The 21,788-nt window shown below is 64.3% G+C and carries 21 protein-coding genes and 1 pseudogene; 13 read left to right on the top strand and 9 right to left on the bottom strand.

Going from position 1 to position 21,788, the window contains the following annotated elements:
- The first annotated feature begins 109 nt into the window (after positions 1–109).
- Positions 110–418, top strand: a complete 309-nt coding sequence (locus tag BJ122_RS11270; protein WP_027278933.1) for a hypothetical protein — start codon at positions 110–112, stop codon at positions 416–418.
- A gap of 134 nt (positions 419–552) precedes the next feature.
- Here the strand turns inward: BJ122_RS11270 and BJ122_RS11265 are convergent, their stop codons facing one another.
- A complete protein-coding gene (locus BJ122_RS11265; RefSeq protein WP_110781121.1) occupies positions 553–1,848 on the bottom strand; it encodes a RuBisCO large subunit C-terminal-like domain-containing protein in 1,296 nt (431 codons plus the stop codon).
- Between the two features lie 4 nt (positions 1,849–1,852).
- The gene (locus BJ122_RS11260; protein ID WP_110781120.1) at positions 1,853–2,281 is read right to left on the bottom strand and encodes a secondary thiamine-phosphate synthase enzyme YjbQ; all 429 of its coding nucleotides are present in this window, start codon (positions 2,279–2,281) and stop codon (positions 1,853–1,855) included.
- A 293-nt stretch (positions 2,282–2,574) separates the two neighbouring features.
- On the opposite strand from BJ122_RS11260, the gene BJ122_RS11255 reads away from it, so the two are divergent.
- Together BJ122_RS11255 and BJ122_RS11250 are read left to right on the top strand one after the other, a co-directional pair.
- Positions 2,575–2,964, top strand: a complete 390-nt coding sequence (locus tag BJ122_RS11255; RefSeq protein WP_110781119.1) for a YchJ family protein — start codon at positions 2,575–2,577, stop codon at positions 2,962–2,964.
- A 103-nt stretch (positions 2,965–3,067) separates the two neighbouring features.
- Complete coding sequence (locus BJ122_RS11250) at positions 3,068–4,690, top strand: ABC-F family ATP-binding cassette domain-containing protein (RefSeq protein ID WP_110781118.1); 1,623 nt, start codon at positions 3,068–3,070, stop codon at positions 4,688–4,690.
- A 284-nt stretch (positions 4,691–4,974) separates the two neighbouring features.
- Here the strand turns inward: BJ122_RS11250 and BJ122_RS11245 are convergent, their stop codons facing one another.
- Complete coding sequence (locus tag BJ122_RS11245) at positions 4,975–5,643, bottom strand: TetR/AcrR family transcriptional regulator (protein WP_181418931.1); 669 nt, start codon at positions 5,641–5,643, stop codon at positions 4,975–4,977.
- A 146-nt stretch (positions 5,644–5,789) separates the two neighbouring features.
- On the opposite strand from BJ122_RS11245, the gene BJ122_RS11240 reads away from it, so the two are divergent.
- The 10 genes and pseudogenes from BJ122_RS11240 (at position 5,790) to ptsN (ending at position 15,104) form a co-directional block, all read left to right on the top strand.
- Entirely contained in the window at positions 5,790–6,980 is a 1,191-nt protein-coding gene (locus BJ122_RS11240; RefSeq protein WP_110781116.1) for an ABC transporter permease, read from the top strand.
- Positions 6,981–7,087: 107 nt separating this feature from the next.
- Positions 7,088–7,735, top strand: a pseudogene (locus BJ122_RS11235) (ABC transporter ATP-binding protein); the annotation flags it as partial.
- Positions 7,735–8,643 carry an HlyD family secretion protein gene (locus BJ122_RS11230; RefSeq protein WP_110781114.1) on the top strand — a complete coding sequence of 303 codons (909 nt, stop codon included), beginning with the start codon at positions 7,735–7,737 and terminating at the stop codon, positions 8,641–8,643. The pseudogene BJ122_RS11235 and the gene BJ122_RS11230, both read left to right, overlap by 1 nt.
- A gap of 124 nt (positions 8,644–8,767) precedes the next feature.
- Positions 8,768–9,382 carry a ribonuclease D gene (locus BJ122_RS11225; RefSeq protein WP_110781113.1) on the top strand — a complete coding sequence of 205 codons (615 nt, stop codon included), beginning with the start codon at positions 8,768–8,770 and terminating at the stop codon, positions 9,380–9,382.
- 151 nt (positions 9,383–9,533) lie between these two features.
- Positions 9,534–10,220 carry an LPS export ABC transporter periplasmic protein LptC gene (lptC, locus tag BJ122_RS11220; protein ID WP_430694777.1) on the top strand — a complete coding sequence of 229 codons (687 nt, stop codon included), beginning with the start codon at positions 9,534–9,536 and terminating at the stop codon, positions 10,218–10,220.
- Positions 10,221–10,303: 83 nt separating this feature from the next.
- Positions 10,304–10,966 (top strand): LptA/OstA family protein, encoded by a 663-nt coding sequence (locus tag BJ122_RS11215; protein ID WP_181418936.1) that lies wholly within the window; start codon positions 10,304–10,306, stop codon positions 10,964–10,966.
- A gap of 173 nt (positions 10,967–11,139) precedes the next feature.
- A complete protein-coding gene (gene lptB / locus BJ122_RS11210) occupies positions 11,140–12,063 on the top strand; it encodes an LPS export ABC transporter ATP-binding protein (protein ID WP_110781111.1) in 924 nt (307 codons plus the stop codon).
- Between the two features lie 105 nt (positions 12,064–12,168).
- The gene (gene rpoN, locus BJ122_RS11205) at positions 12,169–13,782 is read left to right on the top strand and encodes an RNA polymerase factor sigma-54 (protein WP_110781110.1); all 1,614 of its coding nucleotides are present in this window, start codon (positions 12,169–12,171) and stop codon (positions 13,780–13,782) included.
- Positions 13,783–13,834: 52 nt separating this feature from the next.
- Complete coding sequence (hpf, locus tag BJ122_RS11200; RefSeq protein ID WP_110781109.1) at positions 13,835–14,422, top strand: ribosome hibernation-promoting factor, HPF/YfiA family; 588 nt, start codon at positions 13,835–13,837, stop codon at positions 14,420–14,422.
- Between the two features lie 220 nt (positions 14,423–14,642).
- Positions 14,643–15,104 (top strand): PTS IIA-like nitrogen regulatory protein PtsN, encoded by a 462-nt coding sequence (gene ptsN / locus BJ122_RS11195; protein WP_110781108.1) that lies wholly within the window; start codon positions 14,643–14,645, stop codon positions 15,102–15,104.
- A gap of 255 nt (positions 15,105–15,359) precedes the next feature.
- On the opposite strand, the gene BJ122_RS11190 is transcribed toward ptsN, so the two are convergent.
- From BJ122_RS11190 to ugpA, 6 genes are all read right to left on the bottom strand, one after another.
- Complete coding sequence (locus tag BJ122_RS11190) at positions 15,360–16,892, bottom strand: DUF4407 domain-containing protein (RefSeq protein ID WP_110781107.1); 1,533 nt, start codon at positions 16,890–16,892, stop codon at positions 15,360–15,362.
- Between the two features lie 549 nt (positions 16,893–17,441).
- Positions 17,442–17,705, bottom strand: a complete 264-nt coding sequence (locus BJ122_RS11185; RefSeq protein ID WP_110781106.1) for a BQ00720 family protein — start codon at positions 17,703–17,705, stop codon at positions 17,442–17,444.
- Between the two features lie 51 nt (positions 17,706–17,756).
- A complete protein-coding gene (locus BJ122_RS11180; protein ID WP_027278952.1) occupies positions 17,757–18,182 on the bottom strand; it encodes an Hsp20 family protein in 426 nt (141 codons plus the stop codon).
- Positions 18,183–18,335: 153 nt separating this feature from the next.
- Positions 18,336–19,388: a sn-glycerol-3-phosphate import ATP-binding protein UgpC gene (locus tag BJ122_RS11175; RefSeq protein ID WP_110781105.1), complete on the bottom strand. Its 1,053-nt coding sequence runs from the start codon at positions 19,386–19,388 to the stop codon at positions 18,336–18,338.
- A 123-nt stretch (positions 19,389–19,511) separates the two neighbouring features.
- Positions 19,512–20,360, bottom strand: coding sequence for a sn-glycerol-3-phosphate ABC transporter permease UgpE (gene ugpE, locus BJ122_RS11170; RefSeq protein WP_110781104.1), 849 nt, complete (start codon positions 20,358–20,360; stop codon positions 19,512–19,514).
- A gap of 518 nt (positions 20,361–20,878) precedes the next feature.
- Positions 20,879–21,760, bottom strand: a complete 882-nt coding sequence (gene ugpA, locus BJ122_RS11165) for a sn-glycerol-3-phosphate ABC transporter permease UgpA (protein ID WP_110781103.1) — start codon at positions 21,758–21,760, stop codon at positions 20,879–20,881.
- Positions 21,761–21,788: the final 28 nt, after the last annotated feature.

Here is a 21,788-nt window from a genome sequence, read left to right as displayed (position 1 = left end):
GCGGCCTCATGCCGCGGCGGCGATCTGTGGTCGACAAATTGCCGCAACCGGAGCGCTTTGATGCTGCTATGCTGTGGTCATTACAGTTCACGCGATGCAAAGGCGCGAGATGAGCGACGACAATTTTAGAAGGGCCGACCCGCCGCGCGCCGAGCCGGAGATCATTCCGCCCGGCCAGAGCTATGATCCTGAGCGCGGCCAGTCCTATATCGATCCGCTCACCGGCCAGCGGGTCTATGTCGCCAAGATCGGCCCGTTCGGCATGTTCTTGCTGGCGCTGATCCTCGGCCTGGTGATCATCGCCGTGCTGGTGTTCATGGTCGGCGCGTTCCTGCTGTGGATTCCGGTGGTCGGGCTGCTGCTCGCTGCCGGCCTGGTCGCCGGTGTGCTGCGGCCTTATTTGCAGAAGCGCGGCTGACCGGCGCTATCCCCACCCGTGACCCGTCATGGCCGGGCTCGACCCGGCCATCCACGAACCCAAGCGCAGCGATGCGTTAAGACGTAGATGCCCGGGACAAGCCCGGGCATGACGCCGAATATTGGATCGCGCGATCAGCGCTTGCCAAAAGCCTCGAACGCCGCGCGCAGCTCCGGATGGTCTTTGGCGTAGTCGGCGACCGGAATGCCTTTTGAGATCGCGTCCCAGGCCTGGCGGATGCTGGCCGCGCCGCCAGCCGGTCCCATCGGATGGCTGAACACGCCGCGCCCCGGCACGAAGCCGAAATCGGCGCTGCCGACCTTGCGATACACCCCTTCCAGCGTCAGCGCGTTGTCGCTGCCGCCCGGCACCGGCAGACAGGGCTTGATCGGCCCCATCGGCTCGAGGCAAGCGCGCACGCAGTCCAGCACCTCCTGCTCCGGGGTCATCATGCGCGGGCCGAAGCCGGGCATGATCACCACGTCGTAGCCGGCCATCCGCTGCAAGCGGGTGATCACCCGCGAGTGGATGCCATAGCCGGCGAGCCGGCTGAACGAGGCGATGAACGGGAAATGCGCGATCAGCGGCACGGTCGCGTGCTTGCGCAGCATGCGCACGCCCGACAGCCCGACCGGCATGGTGTTGATCATCAGCGCGTTGGCGCCCTTGGCGACTGCCATATCGTGCAGCTCGACCAGGCGATCGACCTCGTCGGTGATATTGGCGAGGTAGATTTTCGGCACGCCGGTTTCCTGTTCGGCGCGGCGCCGCGCCTCGCCGAGCGCGGCGGCGCGCTCCTCAAGCGGGCACCAGGGAATATCGGCGAGCATCTCGTCGTCCTTGGCGATGTCGAGCCCGCCCAGCCAGCTCTGATAGCCCAGTTCGGCAAACGGCGCCGCCGGCAGGCCGATATTGGGCTTGATGACGCCAAAGAAGATCGGCCGGTCAAAGGCCTGTAACCGCTGCCGCAGCCCGGCGATGCCGAATTGCGGGCCGGGGAATGCGGCCAGAAAACTGTCCGGAAAGCGGATATCCTGCAGCCGGATCAACGGGATGCCCGGCGCGAAGAACACGCCCTCGCCGCACACCGCCGACAACAGATTGGGAAAGCGCGGGCCGAAATTGCCATGCGGATGGGCGATGGTCGCCCGGCAGGCATGGACCTGGCCGCGCACCGCGCATTCCACCGCAATGCTGAAACCGGAACGCGGCTCGGCCGACAATTCCAGCACCTTGGCGGCAAAGCGCGGCCTAAAATCTTCGTCGATGCCGACGCGGTGCCACTGCGCGGTGGATTGCTCGCTGCACAGATGCGCCGCCGCCTCGCGCGGATCGCCGACGCATTCGAACTCGAAATCGAGCTCGATATAGTCCTCAAGATTGAGATCGGCGCGTTTGGCGTAAAAGCCGTCGATATCGTCCGGTGTCATGACTTCAGTCGTTTCCCAAAAGCTGCAGTTCAATGCCGCGCTTTGGGCGCGGTCCATCGAGTTCGATGAAGAAGATCGATTGCCATTCGCCGAGCACCAGCGCGCCGCCCGCCACCGGAATGGTTTCCGAGGAGTTCATCAACAGCCCGATCAGATGCGAATGGGCGTTGTCGCGGCCGTCGATCGGCTCAAGATTGTGCAAATAGTCGCCGTCGCGCGGCACGAAACGCTTCAAGAAGGTGATGATGTCGCGTTCGAGCTGGGTCTCGCGCTCATTGACATTGATGCGCGCGGTGGTGTGCAGCGAGATCAGCGTCAACAGCCCGTCCTTGACGCCGGTCGCGGCCAGCCAGTCGCGCACCTGCGCGGTGACGTCGATGATCTGGATCGGCGCGGTGGTGGCAAACTCAAGGCGGTGGCGCAGGATTTTCATGAGCAAACTCGGCGGCTGGGGCGTGCTGGGTGGTCGCGTGCGCGAGGTATAGCCGGCAGCGGAAACCAGTTCTATCCGGCAAGCGCCGGAAAGCGTGCCGCGCTCGACCATTGATCAGCGTGACGTGGTCGGCTGCGGAGGTTAAAGCGTTTTCAAGCGAAGTGGCTATCGGTTCGCGTCAAGAAAATGCGTCAAAACAATAGACTACAGCTTTGGTTCGTTCGCAGAACCGAAGCTGTAGGGAAACAATGCGGTTTTGCGCCGCATCTGCAGATGAGGCGAGGTTTTTGGCGATGGAATGCCCCTGCTGCTCCGGTAAACCCTATGAGCAATGCTGCGAGCCGCTGCTCGCCGGGCGGGCGGCTGCCGCCTCGCCGGAAGCGCTGATGCGCTCGCGCTACACCGCGTTTGCCACCAGCAATTTCGACTATGTCTGGGACACCACCGACCCGAAATACCGCGACGAATTCTCCCACGCCGCCAATTGCGACTGGATGAGCTCCAGCCTGTTCACCGGGCTGCAGGTGCTCGCCGCCTCCGACAATGGCAAAGAGGGCACCGTGGAATTCATCGCGCGGTTTCGGCGCGGTCCCAACCCGGAGGCGCGCCACCACGAGCGCTCCAGGTTCCGGATGCGCAAGGGCCGCTGGCTGTTCTGCGAAGGCGATGTGATCAGCGGTTGAGCTTTTTGCCCGCTCACGGGTGCGGATTGCGCGTCCGCCCCTTCCCTGCCACCGGCAAACCGGCTAAGGCCGCGCCTTCCTTCTTTAATTCCTCGCCGGTGCCATGATCCGTCTCGACAACATCTCCAAGCAGAACGGCCATCAGATCCTGTTCATTGAGGCCTCGGCCGTGCTGCTGCGCGGCGAAAAGATCGGGCTGGTCGGCCCGAACGGCGCCGGCAAAACCACTTTGTTCCGGCTGATCACCGGCGGCGAACAGCCCGACGAGGGCCAGGTCTCGATCGATCGCGGCATTTCAATCGGCTATTTCAACCAGGATGTCGGCGAGATGTCCGGCCGCAGCGCGGTCGCCGAGGTGATGAATGGCGCCGGCCCGGTCAGCGAAGTCGCCGCCGAGCTGCGCGAACTCGAACAGGCGATGGCCGATCCCGACCGCGCCGACGAGATGGACCAGATCATCGAGCGCTATGGCGAGGTGCAGCACCGTTTTGAGGAGCTCGACGGTTACGCGCTCGAAGGCCGCGCCCGCGAGGTGCTGGCCGGCCTCAGCTTTAGCCAGGAAATGATGGACGGCGACGTCGGCAAATTGTCCGGCGGCTGGAAGATGCGCGTGGCGCTGGCCCGCATTCTGTTGATGCGGCCCGACGTGATGCTGCTCGACGAACCGTCGAACCACCTCGACATCGAAAGCCTGATCTGGCTCGAACAGTTCTTGAAGGGCTATGACGGCGCGCTGCTGATGACCTCGCATGACCGCGAGTTCATGAACCGCATCGTCACCAAGATCATCGAGATCGACGGCGGCACGCTCACCTCCTATTCCGGCGACTACGAGTTCTATGCTCAGCAGCGCGCGCTCGCCGACAAGCAGCAGCAGGCGCAGTTCGAGCGCCAGCAGGCGATGCTGGCCAAGGAAATCAGCTTCATCGAGCGCTTCAAGGCGCGCGCCTCGCACGCCGCCCAGGTGCAGAGCCGGGTCAAGAAGCTGGAAAAGATCGAAAAGGTCGAGCCGCCGCGCCGCCGCCAGGTGATCGCGTTCGATTTCCCGCCGGCACCGCGCTGCGGTGAAGACGTGGTGACGCTGGCCGGCATCCATAAGCAATATGGTAGCCGCTGCATCTATGACGGGCTTGATTTCCAGGTGCGGCGCCGTGAGCGCTGGTGCGTGATGGGTGTCAACGGCGCCGGCAAATCGACGCTGCTCAAGCTGGTCGCGGGTAGTACCGAGCCGGATCAGGGCACGGTGACGATCGGCGCCAGCGTCAAGATGGGTTACTTCGCGCAGCACGCCATGGACCTGATCGACGGCGAACTCACCGTGTTCGAGTCGCTGGAAGAGTGGTTTCCGCAGGCTGGCCAGGGCTCGCTGCGCGCGCTCGCCGGCTGCTTCGGTTTCTCTGGCGACGACGTCGAGAAGAAATGCCGGGTGCTGTCGGGCGGCGAGAAGGCGCGGCTGGTGATGGCCAAGATGCTGTACGACCCGCCGAACTTCCTGGTGCTGGACGAACCGACCAACCATCTCGACATGGCGACCAAGGAAATGCTGATCACCGCGCTGGCGCAGTTTGAAGGCGCCATGCTGTTCGTGTCGCATGACCGTCACTTCCTGGCCGAACTATCGAACCGCGTGCTCGAACTGACGCCGGAAGGCGTGCACGCCTATGGCGGCGGCTACACCGAATATGTGTCGCGCACCGGCCATGAGGCGCCGGGATTGTTGAACTAACAGCGCTGCCGAACGAATAGTCTCGTAGCCTGGATGAAGCGCAGCGAAATCCAGGTTCTTATACCAGCGGCTCCTACCATTGACCGTCATGCCCGCGCTTGTCGCGGGTATCCACGTCTTGAAAGCGCTGCAAGATCAAAGACGTGGATGGCCGGGACGGAGCCCGGCCATGACGTGCGGAGTGGTTGGTGTCAATCGCCGTTGGTATTGCCTCGCGGACCTGACGGCCCCGGATTGCGCTGCGCGCCATCCGGGCTACATCGAGCCCGAACTAATCGCGGCCGTCAGCTTGAACCCGCGGTGGGTGGCCGGCGCAGTAGCGCCTGTGCCGCGCAGCGCGCCGCGGCGAGCAGCGCGTCGCAGCCTTCCGCCGGCTCGATCACCAGCCGGCCAATCAACCCGTCATAGATCGCCAGCATCGCCGTTGCCGCCGGCTCCGGCGGCAATGCCGGGTCAACGGTGCCGTTGGCCTGGGCGCGGCGGATCGCATCGGCGATCGCCTGGCGCAGATCGTCATCGACGCGGCAGAAAGCTTCGGCAATACGCGGGTTGCGGCTGGCCTCGGCCAGCACTTCGACCGCGAGCCGTGCTTCGGCGCGCTGCTCAGGGCCGGGCGCCTGGAACACCAGAGCGGAATAGTTGTCGACGGTGGCGGCGAGATCATCGGTGTCGAGCCAGCCGCGCAGCAGCTCCAGGATCGACTGCCGCTCGGCCTCGGCCATCGCCAGCACGATGTCGTCCTTGCTGTCGAAATATTGGTACAGATTGCCGGGGCTGATCTCCGCCTCGCGGCAGATGTCGCCGATCGAGGCCTTCCAAAATCCATCACGGGCAAAACAGCGCCGGGCCGCGGCCAGGATCGCCGCGATCCGCCGCTCCCGCGCGGCCGGGTCAACCGGCCGTCCCGGGCGTCGCCGCGCCGGGGCGGGCCCCGTTTTATGGGTTGAAGTCACTGATTTCTTATCGGTTTTTGTTTGGTCCATCACGTCGGCAGGCTGGTTCCTAAAATCTGAAAGTGCGTTGCGCCGGCCACTTTACTCGAAATTGCCGGCTGGATATATAAGAGCGATCGTTCGGTTATTTAATTCAGGTGGTCCGCTTGCGCCCTCTCGCCTCCCCTCCCGCCGCTGATCAGAACGTCAAAGAGCGCGCCGACACCGGCCGCGTGTCGCTGGCGCGGCGCACCTTGCTGTACGAATGGCGGCGCTATCTCGCCGCGCTGCTCGCGGTGGCGTTCTCCGGCCTGCTGGTGCTGGTGCAGATCGCGCTCTTGCTCGGCATGTTCCGCACCACCACCACGGTGGTAGAAAACGCCGCCGCCGATCTGTGGCTGGTGGAGCCGACGGTCGCGTCGTTTGATCTCGCGCGTGAGCTGTCGCCGCGGGCCGAGAACCGGGTCCGTGCCCATCCGGCGGTGCAGCGCACCGAGCGGCTGGCGCTGGCCTTCGCCGATTGGCGCGGCCCGCAGGGGGCCCGGGTGGCGATCACCCTGGTGGCGCTCGATGTCAGCCCCGGCAGCCTGGCGTTTCCGCGCTCGCTGCCGGATGAGCTGCGCGAGGCGTTGCAGCCGGCCGGCACCGTGCTGGTCGACCAAGCCGATCTCAACAAGCTCGGCGTGGAGTATGTCCGCGACGGCGCCGAGATCGACGGTCGGCGCGTACGGGTCGCCGGCGTCACCACCGGCTTTCGGGCGATCGGCGGCGCCATGGTGTTTGTCTCGGAGGCGACCTATCGCGAGATCCGCGGCGGTGCCAGCCGCGATACGCCGCATTACGTGCTGGCCGGCTTAGCGCCAGGCCAGGACGTCACTGCCGTGCGTCAGGAACTCCGCGAGATCGGCGGCAGCCTGTTCCGGGTGATGACGCCCGATGAGCTCGCCTCAATGTCTCAGCTCTATTGGCTGCTGGAATCCGGCACGGGTATCGGCTTTCTGTTCTCGACCGTGCTCGGTCTGCTGGTCGGCGTTGCGATTACCAGCCAGACGCTGCGCGCCGCGGTGCTGTCGTCGCTGCGCGAATACGCCACGCTGCGCGCGCTCGGCGTGCCACTGCCGGCGCTACGCGCGGTGGTGCTCGAACAAGCAACCTGGATCGGTGCCGCCGGCTTTGCGGTGACCGCGCTGGCGACGGTACTGGTGGTCGGTATCGCCATTTCCGCCGGCGTCGCGGTGGCGGTGACCTGGTGGGCGGTGCTCGGCACCGCGCTGTTCTCGATGCTGGTCAGTATCGTGTCAGGCTTGATGTCGCTCGGCCCGCTGCTACGCACGGAGCCTGCGGAGCTGCTGCGATGATCAAGCGCGCCGCGACACCTTCCGCGCCAGCGTCATTGCTCGCCAGCGCCGTCACCCGCAGCTTCACCAGCGGCAGTATCACCACGCGCGTGCTCGGCGGCGTTGATCTTGCGGTGCAGCCCGGCGAGATGACCTTGATCGTCGGCCCGTCGGGCTCCGGCAAAAGTACTTTGCTGGCGGTGATGAGCGGCTTGCTGCGGCCCGACGGCGGCACGGTCCATGCGCTCGGCTGTGATTTGTGGAATCAGCCGCTTGAGGCGATCGACCGGTTCCGGCTCGAACATTGCGGCTTTGTGTTTCAAGGCTTCAATCTGTTTCCGGCGCTGACCGCGGCCGAACAGGTGGTGTTGCCGCTGCAATATACCGGCCTGTCGATCGGCGCGGCGCGAACCCGCGCCGAAGAGGCGCTGGCCGCGGTCGGACTACGCGACAAGGCGGCGCTCTATCCGCTGGCGCTATCCGGCGGCGAAAAGCAGCGCGTCGCGGTGGCGCGCGCCATCGCCAAGAATCCGCAATTGCTGTTTGCCGACGAGCCGACCAGCGCGCTCGACAAAGAGAACGGCGCCAATGTCGCGCGGCTGCTGCACGCGATCGCGCATGCCCAAGGCGCCACGGTGCTGTGCGTCAGCCACGACCCGCGATTGATCGCCCATGCTGATCGCGTGGTACGGATCGAGGACGGCGTGCTGACCTCCGACGAACGCAACGCTGCTGTTACCAATCCCGACCCCCTTGTCGTGCCGGAGCTGACCTGATGATCACCCGTCCTGTCCTCATTGCCGGCGCGGCGCTGGCGGTGATCACCGCCGCTTTGCTGTCTTTGGCGTTCGCTAACAACGCATCAAGTTCAGAACCAGCGGCCGGGCAACAGCCGCTGGTGCCGGTCGGGCGCGGCATGATCGATGTCGAGGGCGGCCTCGTGCAGATCGCCGCGCCGCGCGACGGCGTGATCAGCACCGTGCTGGTGGAAGAAGGCCAGGCGGTGCGCGCGCAGGACCCGCTCGCGGTGCTCGACGATCGGCCGGCGGCGCATCAGCTCGATATTGCCCGCGCCCAGCTTGCCGATCGCCGTGCCGCGGTCGCAGTGCAGGAGGTCCGGCTCGCCGCCGCCCGCCGCGAGCGCGACCGGATCGCGCCGCTCGCCGGCCGCGCGGTCTCCACCAAGATCTATGATCAGGCGGTGTCGGAGCATGATCTGCAGGCCGCCGAGCTGGAAGTGCGCCGCGCCGAAGTGGTCACCGCCGAGGCGCAGGTGCGGTCGGCGGCCTATGAGCTGGCGCTTCGCACCGTGCGGGCGCCGGCCGACGGCGTGGTGGTGCGCCGCATGGTGCGGCCCGGCGACGGCGTCTCGACCCTCAATGTCACGCCGCTGTTTCTGTTTGCGCCGGGCACGCCGCGCATCGTGCGCGCCGAGATCGAAGAACTGTTTCTGCCGCGGCTGCGCACCGGCCAGCCGGTGGAAATCAGCTTTGAAAACGACCCAGGCACCCGGCTGACCGGCAAGCTGATCCGGATCGGACAGGCTTTCGGGCCGCGGCGCGCCACCCCTTATGAGCCGCGTGACCGGGTCGATGTCCGGGTGCTGGAGGTGGTGGTGGGGTTTGACGGTCCCGGCCCCTCGGTGCCGCTCGGCCAGCGGGTGGTGGTGCGTTTTGTGCGCTAAAATCGTGCCGACTTATCCACGGCCGGGCGCCGGCAGGGCTGCCAGCCGGGTCTGCCTCTCGTGCCGCGCGGATTTCGACGTTAGGTTGGCCGCGATTCGTTTGCCCGATCCTGAGGCTTGACCCATGACTGTTCGATTGCATCGCGGCGATTTGCCGGACCTTTCCCGCTATACTGACTCGGTTGCGATCGATACCGAGACCATGGGCCTCAATCCGCATCGCGACCGGCTGTGCGTGGTGCAATTGTCGAATGGCGACGGCACCGCCGACGTGGTGCAGATTCCGCTCGGTCATACCGAGGCGCCCAATCTGACCAAGCTGCTCGCCGATCCTTCGGTCACCAAGATCTTCCACTTCGCGCGCTTCGATCTCACCGCGCTGAACAAGACGTTTGGGGTGATGCCGCAGCCGGTGTACTGCACCAAGATCGCCTCGCGCCTGACCCGTACCTATACCGATCGTCATGGCCTGAAGGACCTGGTGCGCGAAGTGCTCGGCATCGATCTGTCGAAGCAGCAGCAGTCGAGCGATTGGGGCGCGCAGAACCTCACCGATGCGCAGCTCGCTTACGCCGCCTCCGACGTGCTACATCTGCATGCGCTGCGCGAGCGGCTCGATACCATGCTGGCGCGCGAAGGCCGCACCGCGCTGGCCCGCGCCTGCTTTGAGTTCCTGCCGGTTCGCTCCATGCTCGATTTGTCCGGCTGGGAGGACGAAGACATCTTCGCTCATTCCTGAACCCGGCGCCGTTCGGCGCGCATCCGGGCGCGGTTGAGCGTTCTACGTGTGGAATGGTGGCCTGGGCGGAGCTGCCAAGGGGTGCAAATTTCTGCCAGACCGCTTAGCTAGGCTCGCAAGGCCATCCCGCCAACCCGTGTTCGGAGCCCCGGTGTCGTCGCTGTCGCTGTCAGCCTATCAGGCCGAGATGGATGCGCGTTTCGCGGCGGCGGCGCGGCATAGCCGCTTGGTGCGCACGCTGCGGGTCGCGGTGCCCGCGGCGGTGGCGGTGGCGATGGCGGCCATCATCGCGGTGTCGGTGCTCAACCCGTTCCGATTGCTGGCGAAATTGCCGATCGACCCCGGCCGGCTGGTGGTGTCCGGTACCAAGGTCACCATGGAATCGCCGCATCTGTCCGGCTTTACGCCCGACGGCCGGCCCTATGAATTATGGGCCAAGGCCGCCACCCAGGACCTGACCCGTCCCGACCAGGTTGATCTCAGCACGCTGCGCGCCAAACTTCTGACCGAGGATCAGTCCACCGTGATGATCGACGCCCGCAACGGGGTGTTCGATACCAAGTCCCAATTGCTGCAACTGCGGAAGGACGTCTATTTGCTGGCGACCAGCGGTTACGAGGCCTGGCTGACCCAAGCGTTGGTCGACCTCGGTAAAGGGACCATCAGCTCCGATGAGCCGGTCGACGTCAAATGGCAGGGCGGCACTTTGCGAGGACAGAAGCTGCGCATCACCGAGCGAGGCGATCTGGTTCGGTTTGACGGCGGCGTGGTGATGCATCTCGACAATGCGGGGCCCGCATCACCCACCACCACCCCGGCCAACAGCAGCGCGAAGTGATCGTGGCTATGAGTCAGCAGTCTCCTAATCATCACGCTCAACAGCCCACTATGCCGCGCCGCGCCGCTCGCGCGCCGGCGGTGATGGCCCTCGCCGCATCGCTGCTGCTGACCGCAGCACCCGCTGCGGCGCAAGGCGCGGTGAGCGGCGTGCCCAATGCCGTGCAGGGTTTTTCGCAAAACCGCGACCAGCCGATTCAGATCGAAGCGGCGTCGCTGGAAGTCCGCGACAAGAAGAAAGAAGCGACCTTCGCCGGCGACGTCAAAGTCGTGCAGGGTGACACCACCATGACCTCGAAAACCCTGGTGGTGTTCTATGATCAACAGGAATCGAGCGGCAACGGCGCCGCCAAGGCTGCCCCGAAATCATCGATGACGGCGGCCTCGCCCGGTCCCGGTGGTGGTTCGTCGATCCGCCGGCTGGAAGCCAAGGGCAATGTCGTGGTCACCCAGAAGGATCAGGTGGTGACCGGCGACACCGCGGTGTTCGATACCAAGACCAATCTGGTTACGGTGCTCGGCAAGGTGGTGCTGACCCAGGGCAAGAACGTGTTGCGCGGCGACCGGCTGGTGGTCGACATGACCACCGGCGTGTCGCGGGTGGAATCGGGCAGCGGGCGGGTGCAGGGCCTGTTCCAGTCGTCGGGTCCGGGCGGCGTCTTTGGAGCGCAGCCGACCACCCCCTCGTCCAGCCCGTCGGCCGGCGCGCCGACCTCGCTGACCCCGCCCGCGGGTCGGCCGAAATGAGTTGGCATTCCGGTCAAGCAGTTGATCTGTAAGCCTGTTTCCTATAGGGCGCGCAGGGTGACCGCGGCCGCTGCCCCACCACGCGCCCCGCACCGGGGCTGGGCAAAGCCGGGAACCTCGGTCATGGTGAATGGCAGGGCGGCCGGCCGCCCGGAAAGAACTGAAGAGCGGCGATGGTAGATTTCCTTGGCATGTTCCGGTCGCGCGGCTCCAAATCATCGCCTGAGTCGCGCGCCGACATCACCGCGATCGGCGGCCATCCCGGCCAGCAGTTGCATGAGCCGCGTCATCCTGCGGCGGGCGGCGTCGCGCCGGACGATGAGTTCGACGCCGAGCTGCAGCAGGTGCAGCGCACGGCTCCGCAGCCGGCGCATAGCGGCTATCTCGCCGTGCATGCCATCGAGAAGAGTTTTGGCACCCGCCGCATCGTGCGCGGCGTCAGCATCCATGTGCGCCGTGGTGAAGCGGTCGGTCTGCTCGGCCCGAACGGTGCCGGCAAGACCACGGTGTTCTACATGATCACCGGACTGATCAAGGCCGATCGCGGCGCGATCGAACTTGATGGCCGCGATGTCACCAAGCTGCCGATGTATCAGCGCGCCCGGCTTGGTATCGGTTATCTGCCGCAGGAAGCGTCGATCTTCCGCGGCCTCAGCGTCGAGCAGAATATTCGCGCGGTGCTGGAAGCGGTCGAGCCGAACCGCGATCGCCGCGAAGCCGAGCTCGATAATCTGCTCAAAGAATTCAACATCGAACGCTTGCGCAAATCGCCGTCGATCGCGCTATCCGGTGGTGAGCGGCGCCGCGTCGAAATCGCGCGCGCGCTCGCTAGTCGTCCGAGCTACATGCTGCTCGACGAGCCGTTCGCCGGCATCGACCCGATCGCGGTCGGCGACATTCAGGATCTGGTGCGCCACCTCACCAATCGCGGCATCGGGGTATTGATCACGGACCACAATGTTCGTGAGACGCTCGGTCTCACCGACCGTGCGTACATCGTCTATGCCGGTGAGATCTTGACCGAAGGCACCCCGGAGGAGATCGTCAACAATCCGGATGTCCGGCGTCTGTATCTTGGCGAGGAATTCCGACTGTAACGGCGAGGTCGCATAGCGCGTTTTTCCAATTCGTCAAGACGTGTACATCCGGCGCGGAAAGTATTAAAGCAAGAAACGGACCAAACTGGAGCGGCGGCCTCCGCCATGGCATTGTCTCAACGCCTCGAATTCCGCCAGTCGCAGTCGCTGGTGATGACGCCGCAACTGATGCAGGCGATCAAGCTGCTGCAGCTGTCGAATTTGGACCTCGCGACCTATGTCGAGGAGGAGCTGGAGCGCAATCCGCTGCTCGACCGCGCCAATGAAAATGGCGAGCCGCCAGTGCCGGGCGAGCCATCCGAGCGCGGCGAATTCGCTGATTCCGACGGGGGTGATGGCGGCGACTCCGGCGAGCGCGGAGAACCCAGCGCCGAAGATTGGATGAAGCCGGATCTCGGCAGCCGCGCCGAAATCGAACAGACTCTCGATACCGGTCTCGACAACGTCTTTTCCGAAGAACCGGCTGAAGCCGCGGCCCGTAATGCCCAGGACGCCGCGCCGAGCACGTTTACCGAATGGGGCGGCGGCGCTTCCAGCGACGAGGGCTACAATCTCGAAGCGTTCGTGGCCGCCGAAGTGACGCTGGTCGATCTTCTCGCAGAACAGCTCGCGGTGGCGTTCACCGATCCGCAGCAGCGTCTGATCGGCCAGTATCTGATCGATCAGGTCGACGAATCCGGTTATCTGCCCGCCGATCTTGGCGACGTCTCAGCGCGGCTCGGCGCGTCCGCCGATCAGGTCGAGGCGGTGGTCGCGGTGTTGCAGACCTTTGATCCGGCCGGGGTGTGCGCGCGCTCCTTGAGCGAGTGCCTCGCCATTCAGCTGCGCGACCGCGATCGCTATGACCCGGCGATGCAGGCGCTGGTCGAACATCTCGATCTGTTGGCCAAGCGCGACATTGTTGCGCTGCGAAAAGTATGCGGCGTCGATGACGAAGATCTCGCTGACATGATCAGCGAAATCCGTCATCTCGATCCAAAGCCCGGACTGAAGTTTGGATCAGCGCGGGTGCAGACCGTGGTGCCCGACGTCTATGTCCGGCCCGGTCCCGATGGCGGCTGGCAGGTCGAGCTCAATAGCGAGACGCTGCCAAAGGTTCTGGTCAACCAGAGCTATTACGCGCAGCTGTCGAAGACCATTCGCAAGGATGGCGACAAGGCTTATTTCACCGATTGCCTGCAGAATGCCACCTGGCTGGTGCGCGCGCTCGATCAGCGCGCCCGCACCATTCTCAAGGTCGCGACCGAGATTGTTCGTCAGCAGGACGGCTTTTTCTCGCACGGCGTCGCTCATCTGCGGCCGCTCAATCTGAAAGCGGTCGCGGATGCGATCCAGATGCACGAATCGACCGTGTCGCGCGTCACCGCCAACAAATACATGGCCACCAATCGCGGCATCTTCGAGTTGAAGTACTTCTTCACCGCATCGATTGCCTCTGCCGATGGCGGCGAAGCGCATTCGGCCGAAGCGGTCCGCCATCATATCAAGCGCTTGATCGACGAGGAAAACCCGGCGGCAATCCTGTCGGACGACACCATCGTCGAGAAATTGCGTGAGGCCGGTATTGACATTGCCCGTCGCACTGTCGCCAAGTATCGCGAGGCGATGCGCATACCTTCATCGGTACAGCGTCGCCGGGATAAGCAGAGCATGCTCGGAGCCGTACTCGGTGCCTCCACCAACTCAATCGATCGGTCCCGCGACATCGCACCGGCTTGATCGCATCGATTTCCCCTGAAACTGTAGATCACTTCACGAATCGAGGCATGACATGACCATTCGGGTCTCAGGCAAAAGCATCAATATCGGCGAGGCGCTCCGCGGCCGCGTGAGCGAGCGCACCGAAGAGGTGCTGCGCAAGTACTACGATGGCAACTATTCCGGCCATATCACGCTGAGCAAGGATGGCTTCGGCTTCCGTACCGACTGCGCTCTGCATCTGGATTCGGGCATCACGCTCGAAGCGGAATCCAACGCCGCTGACGCTTACGCCAGCGCCGACCAGGCTCTGCTGCAGATCGAAAAGCGTCTGCGCCGCTACAAGAGCCGGCTCAAGGATCGCTCGGCCCGCAAGGTGCACGCGGCGACCGAACCCAGCGCAGCGATCAACGTGCCGAGCTATGTGATCGAAGCACCCGATGCCGACGTCGAAGTCGAGCCGGCCTACAGCCCGGTGATCATCGCCGAGGCCACTACGTCGCTGAAGCGGCTGTCGGTGTCGGAGGCGGTGATGGAACTCGACCTGAGCGGCGCGCCGGTGATGGCGTTCATCCATGGCAGCAGCGGGCGGGTCAACCTGATTTACCGCCGCGCCGACGGCAACATCGGCTGGATCGATCCGCCGGCGGTCAACGCCTGAGAACCCCGTTGACGCCTCGCAAGGTCGTCCCTATGGTCCCGCCGCTTCAGACGGTCCGGCAATCGCCGCCGGCCGGTTTTGCGGGCGGCGGTGCCATGATGGAGCCGACCGCGCCTCGCACGGGCGTTGATGGCAACATGGTTAGGCCAAACGCGGCGGCCCGGCTTGACGCGGGCCGCCTTGATCTTATCTCCCCCGGACAACATCCTCGGAACGCCTTATGACGATTACCGATTTGGTCGCGCCCGAGGCCATTCTCCCGGCGTTGAAGGTTAACAGCAAGAAGCAGGCGCTGCAGGAACTGGCGGCGCGTGCGGCGGCGCTGACCGGGCAGAACGAGCGGTCGATCTTCGAAGTTCTGCTGCAGCGCGAGAAACTCGGCACAACCGCGGTTGGCTATGGCATCGCCATTCCGCATGGCAAGCTGCCCAAGCTCGAGAAGCTGTTCGGCCTGTTCGCACGCCTGGAACGGCCGATCGACTTTGAGGCCATGGATGGCCAGCCGGTCGACCTGATGTTCTTGCTGCTGGCTCCGGAAGGGGCCGGCGCCGATCACCTCAAGGCGCTGGCGCGGATCGCGCGGCTGCTGCGCGATCTGGAGGTCGCCAAGAAGCTGCGGGCTTCGCGTGATGCCCAGGCGATCTATTCGGTGCTGGCGCTGCCGCCCTCGACCGTGGCTTAAGGCTCTCGGTCTTTTAATACCATTGGGTCCCACCCATGACCGTCATGCCCGCGCTTGTCGCGGGCATTTTCGTGTTGAGAACGCTGCAAGATCAAAGGCGGCGATCGCCGGAACGAGCCCGGCCATGACGGGTGGATGGGTTGGCCTCGATCGCCGTTGGTATCAGGCGGAGCGCCAAGCGGCCTTCAAGAATCAAAACCCCGGCGAAACGCTGACCGTTTCGCCGGGGTTTTGTTGGTGAGCTGGTGCTGAGGGTCAGGCCCGCATCGAGACCGCCCGGCTCGGCAGCGTTTTGGCCGAACGGGGCCGGAACGACACGATCTTCGGACGTTCCGCGCGGCGATTGGCGACCCGGCGGTTCATCTTGCGCCGTTCCTCGAACGGTTCCTGCTCGGCCAGTGTCTTCGGCACCAGAATGAAATCCGATGCCTCGGCGGCGGCCTGCAGCTCCGCCGCGGCGGCGATCTTGGAGCCGTTGTCGGCGGCTTCCGCGCCGAGCACGATGTTGCGGCGCTGGCGCTGCACCTCGGCCTGGATCTTGGCGGCATAGACGCTCGGCGGCGAGAAGAAGATCTTGGCCACCACCGGCACCACTTCCAGGAAGATGATGAAGAACCGGGTCATCCAGGAGAACAGCGTCATGATGGCGCCGTCCTTCGGGTCGTTCTTGAGCGACTGGTAGGCGGCAATCCGGGTCAGCGGGTCGCTGGCGTCGGTCTTGGCCTGGTAGTTCAGCTCGGTATAGAGCCGGTTGCGCAGCTCCTCGACGCGCTCGCTCTTGGTGGCGTCGAACTGCTTGAGCTCGGCGCGCGCGGTGTTGATCTCGATCTGCAGCGCTTCGCGCTGTCCTTCGAACGCGGCGCGCTCCTTCTCACGGATCGCCTGCGCCTCGGCGGCCACCTGGCTCTGCGCATCGCGCAGCTGGGCGCGCCTGGCGTCGAGCTGAGCGATATCGGCAAAGCGCACGGCGCGTTGCGCTTCAAAAGCCTGGCGCTGGCGCTTGGCGAACTCAAAGCGCGGGCCGGTGCCGGGCTTGCCGCTATTGGTCGGCCGCAGCTTTTGGCCGAATTCCTCGGCGACCATGTCGGCTGCATATTGCTGCACCGACTCGTCGATCTGCCTCAGTTCTGTCCGGATCTCGGCTTCGCGCTGTTCAATCAATTTCAATTGCTGATCAATGGCTTCAGAGCGCGCGGCCAGCGCCGGATCAAGCGTCGAGCTGCCGGTGAAGCCGGTGCGCATCGCCGCTTCCAGTTCCACGATCTTGGCACGGCGGCGTTCTCCTTCGGCGTCGAGCTGCGCTTCGAACTGCCCGATCTTGTCAAAGATCGGCTGGTTGGCGGCGACCCGGTCGCGTTCGATCTTATCGCTGATGGTGCCGGAGAAGATCGCCAGCTCCAAGAACATCGCGATCACCCAGGCGAGGCCGAGCGACAAGGTCAGCCGCACCGCGATGCGCATGAAGCGCCACACCGATTGCCGGGCCTGTGCGGCGGTTTGCACCGACGAACCAGGGGTCCACAACGAACCTTGCGAGAACCAGTCCGATTGGCACAGCGCGCGGTCGAACATCAGCACCGTCATGGCCACCACCAGGGCAACCAACAGCCGCGTCGAGATCGACTCGATCATGTAGCCGGTGGCGTGGAACGTCACTCCGAACACCACGGTGAAGGACAAGAGCAGCGAGAGGCCGAGATGGGTCGCCCACATCTTGTCGGTCGCCGGACAGCTCGCGAGCGTGTTGCGGTCTACCCCCGCAACAAAATGCAAGAAGCGTTGAATCATGATGAGCCTGCGTCTTCCGTACGCTGGAGGTGTGCACCCGCCTTGCGATCAAGCGGGACCTGAGCATTCCGAGACCCGCCGGGATCGGCGGGACGGATCAGCGAGCCGGACGATCAGCGGTGTCTGAGGAAAGCCTAGCGACACAACAGGCTTTGCGAGGTTAACTCGGGACCTGGGATAACTACGCGTCGTGATCTGTAGTTAAGAAACAGGTAGCAGGGTGCGAAAAGTTGTTCGCTCGCGCCAAAGCTGTAGCCGTTGCAGCGGCTTGGTGGCGCGCGTCCCATAGGCGACGGCGCCGGCGCAGCGGATCAAGGCCGCGCCAGCGGCACGCGACGGCGCACCGCAATGCGCAGCGCTGCGCACTTTGGCACAAATGGCGCATCATCGCCGGCGACCGGCGTGTTTGCGGGTGGTGTGAGGTGAGAGGGGGCGGGTACGGCTGCCGCGCCGCTGTCTCCGGCCCGCCGGTGGCCAACGCGTCAGCAATCGGTCTCGTCATTTGGCTCTGATGCGCTCAGAACCGACCATCAGGAAGGCTGTGCCGCGTCAGTGGACGCTGACGGTCTGCAGTTCCTGGCTCCAGGCATTGGCAAGCGCGGCTTCGCGGCTGTCCGTCAGCATGATCGGCGTGCCGTCAGCGGCATGCAACGCGAATAGCTTGGTGCCCGGGGCGATCTTCGGCGCCTGCGGAAACAGGCTCGGCACGTCCTCCGAACGGATCTGCTTCACATAGGCGATGTGGCCTTCGCCGAGGCTGGCCAACGTTTCCACCGACACATCGGTGTCTTCGATGATTTCAACTCCAGTCATGGTCTCGACTCCTCGTTAGATTTAAGCGGTCGAGTCCGCTACTCGTTCCCATTATTCGTGCTCGTTGATGGCGATTGTCTTAACAACCCTGGCAGGCTCTGGTCTGGCGAGGTCGATCGACAACAGCCCATTCTTCAAATCCGCACCCAGTACCTGCATTCCGTCGGCCAGCACAAAGGTGCGCTGGAAGTGACGCGCAGCAATGCCGCGATGAATGTAGTGCCGGGTCTTGTCGTCCTGCTGCCGCCCGCGGATCACCAATTGATTCTCTTCAATGGTGACGTCGAGCTGGTCGCGGGTGAACCCTGCGACGGCAAGCGTGATCCGGAGCTTTTCGGGCTGGCCGTTCTCACGGTCACAGCGCTCGATATTATAAGGCGGGTAGCCGTCAGCGCCTTTCACGACCCGATCGAGCGCACGCTCGATATCGTCGAAGCCCAGCAGGAACGGGCTTGATAGTGTCGGAACACGAGACATTGTCCCAAAGTCCTCTCGAAGCGACTTTGATCTTGGAGGCCCTTTCGGCACCTCAGTGGCCCGGTTGGCGGTAACGCCCTCCGGTCACCACCAGGATATGGTCATTGCTATTGGCTGTTCAAGAACCCGCCGCCGCAATCTGGGAAAATGCGTTTACGGCTCGAGGCGCCGGCCATCGCGGCCGAATAGATGCAGCTTGGCGCGACTGGCGATCGCCTGCACTGAGCTGCCAAGCGCCGGGGTGTGCTCGCCCGCGACCCGCACGATGATCTCAGCTTCGCCCTGGTGATCACCCGGGTGGCCATAGACAAAGCTCTCCGGGCCGACCCGCTCGACCGCATCGACGCGCAGCTTGAGCGCGAGCCCGCCATCGCCCGCATCGCCATTGGTCAGCGTCAAGTCTTCCGGGCGGATGCCGAGCGTGGTCGCATCGCCATGCTCGCCGAGCTGGTGGCGCAGCTCGCTGCCGTCCAGCGCGATCAGATTCATCGGCGGCGCGCCGATGAAGGATGCAACAAAGGTGGTCGCCGGGCGGTGATAGACCTCGAGCGGGCTGCCGATCTGCTCGACCACGCCGCCATTCATCACCACCAGAATGTCGGCCAGCGTCATCGCTTCGAGCTGATCATGGGTGACATAGATCGAGGTGGTGGCGAGCCTGCGCTGCAGCTTGCGGATTTCGACCCGCATCGCGATCCGCAGTTTGGCGTCGAGATTGGACAGTGGCTCATCGAACAGGAACACTTTGGGCTGGCGCACGATCGCGCGGCCCATCGCCACCCGCTGGCGCTGGCCGCCCGATAGCTGGCGCGGCTTGCGGTCAAGCAGCGCTTCGATTTCCAGAATGCGCGCCGCCTCGCGCACCCGCTGCTCGATCTCGGGCTTGGGCATGCCGCGATTGCGCAAACCATAGGCCATGTTGTTGTACACGGTCATATGCGGATAGAGCGCGTAGTTCTGAAACACCATGGCGATGTCGCGATCGGCCGGCTCGATGGTGTTGACCACGCGCTCGCCAATCTCGATCTCGCCGGAGCTGATGGTTTCCAGTCCCGCCACCATGCGCAGCAGCGTGGACTTGCCACAGCCCGACGGCCCGACCAGCACGCAGAACTGGCCATCGCCGATCGCGACGTCGATGCCCTTGATGGCCTCAAAGCCGCCCGGATAGGTCTTGCGGACATTGCGCAGCGTGACGTTAGCCATCAGCGCGCTCCGCGCACAGAAGCGAGTAGGGAGTAGCGAATAGCGAATAGAACAGGGGCGTGGCGGCGCGTCGTGGGCTATTCGCTATTCGCCATTCGCTATTCGCCCGTTTATTCGCGATCTTCACTTTTCCGTCTCCACCAGCCCGCGCACGAATAGTTTCTGCATCACCACCACAACCACCACCGGCGGCAGCATCGCCAGCACCGCGGTCGCCATCACGACTGGCCATTCGGTCAGCGCGTCGGAGGTGGTGATCATCTTGCGGATGCCGATCACGATGGTCTGCATGTCGTCGCGCGTGGTGATCAGCAGCGGCCACAAATATTGGTTCCAGCCATAGATGAACAGGATCACAAACAGCGCCGCGATATTGGTGCGTGATAGCGGCAGCAGCGTATCCCAGAAGAACCGCAACGGCCCTGCGCCGTCGATCCGCGAGGCTTCCAGGAGTTCATCCGGCACCGTCATGAAGAACTGCCGGAACAGCAGCGTCGCGGTCGCCGACGCAATCAGCGGCAGCGTCAAGCCGGCATAGCTGTCGAGCAATTGCAGATCGGCGGCGATCTTGTAGGTCGGATAGATCCGCACCTCGACAGGCAGCATCAAGGTGATGAAGATCAGCCAGAAAATTGTCATGCGCAGCGGAAAGCGGAAATACACCACCGCATAGGCCGATATGATCGAGATCGCGATCTTGCCGCAGGCGATCGCCAGCGCCATCACCAGCGAGTTCAGCAGCATCACGCCGACCGGCTCGCGTGTCGATCCGGACGTGCCGACGAAGATGGTCTTGTAATAGGTCTCGAGCAGGTGGCCGCCGGGTAGCAGCGACATCTGGCCATTGGCGATCGAAGCCGCGTCCTGGGTCGAGGCCACGATCGCCAGATAGACCGGAAAGGCCACGATCGCGATCCCGAGCCACAGGATCGCGTGGGCGACATAACGCCTTATGCCTTCATTCTCGACCATCAGCGCTGCCTGTTCTTTGGAAGTAACAGCTCGCGAGGATGTCCCTCGCCCTGCTTGCGGGGAGAGGGTGACTGACACGCGCCTTGCGCGGGTCAGTCGGGTGAGGGGGCGTGGCCGCGCGCTGTGACTTGAAGTACTGCCCCCTCACCCGCCCGGCGTCGCTGGGCTTTGCCGGGCAACCTCTCCCCGCACGCGGGGAGAGGTGACGCGCCGTGCCGTCCAGAGTTGGCATCATTGTGTGCCCGCTCATCAACACCTCACCCAGCGTTTTGCGTAGCCGACTTGGTGGTGTGCGATATTGCGGTTTGCGGCGTCGCCGGCTACTTCCCTCGCCCTGCTTGCGGGGAGAGGGTGACTGACACGCGCCTTGCGCGGGTCAGTCGGGTGAGGGGGCGTGGCCGCGCGCTGTGACTTGAAGTACTGCCCCCTCACCCGCCCGGCACCGCTGCGCTTGGTCGGGCGACCTCTCCCCGCACGCGGGGAGAGGTGAAGAAAGGGCGCCATTTGCTGCGCGCTCATCAATACGTCACCTTGCGTTCGACGTAGCGGAACTGAATCGCGGTGAGCACGATCACCATCATCATCAGCAGCACCGACTGCGCCGCCGACGAGCCGAGATTGCCGCCGAGCAGGCCGTCGAGATAGACCTTGTACACCAGCGTTTCGGTGGCCTTGGCCGGGCCGCCGCCGGTCATGGCGTCGATGATGCCAAAAGTGTCGAAGAACGCGTACACGATGTTGACGACGATCAGAAAGAAGATGGTCGGCGTCAGCAGCGGGAAGGTCACGGTCCAGAACCGGCGCATCGGCCCGGCACCGTCGATCGCCGCGGCCTCCAGCACGCTTTTCGGGATCGACTGCAGCCCGGCGAGGAAGAACAGGAAGTTGTAGGAGATCTGCTTCCAGGCCGCGGCCAGCACCACCAGGATCATGGCATGATCGCCATTGAGCAGCGGATTCCAGTTGATGCCCAGTGAGCGCAGCCCGCGCGCCACCATGCCGAGCGAGGGATGCAGCATGAAGATCCACAGCACGCCGGCGACCGCGGGCGCGACCGCATAGGGCCAGATCAGCAGCGTGCGATACGCCGTGATGCCCGATAGCGGCTTGTCGGCCATCACCGCCAGCAGCAGTGCGAATGACAGCGACGATCCGGCGATCAACGCCGAGAACACAAAGGTGCGGACCACCGCGCCAAAATATTCGGGCTGGCGGAGCAGCTCGACATAGTTCTCGAAGCCGACAAAGGTGGTCGATAGCCCGAATGCATCCTGCAGCAGGAACGACTGCCACACCGCCTGTAGCGCCGGCCAATAGAAGAACGCCAGCACGATCACCAATTGCGGCGCGATCAGCAGATACGGCAGCCAGCGGTGATGGAACACGACGTTCTTATGCATGTCAGGGCGCCTCCTGCCACAAGGACCA

Origin of the sequence: Rhodopseudomonas faecalis (assembly GCF_003217325.1) — a bacterium.
Classification (GTDB): Bacteria; Pseudomonadota; Alphaproteobacteria; order Rhizobiales; family Xanthobacteraceae; genus Rhodopseudomonas; species Rhodopseudomonas faecalis.
This window is presented reverse-complemented; position numbering and strand designations above follow the sequence as displayed.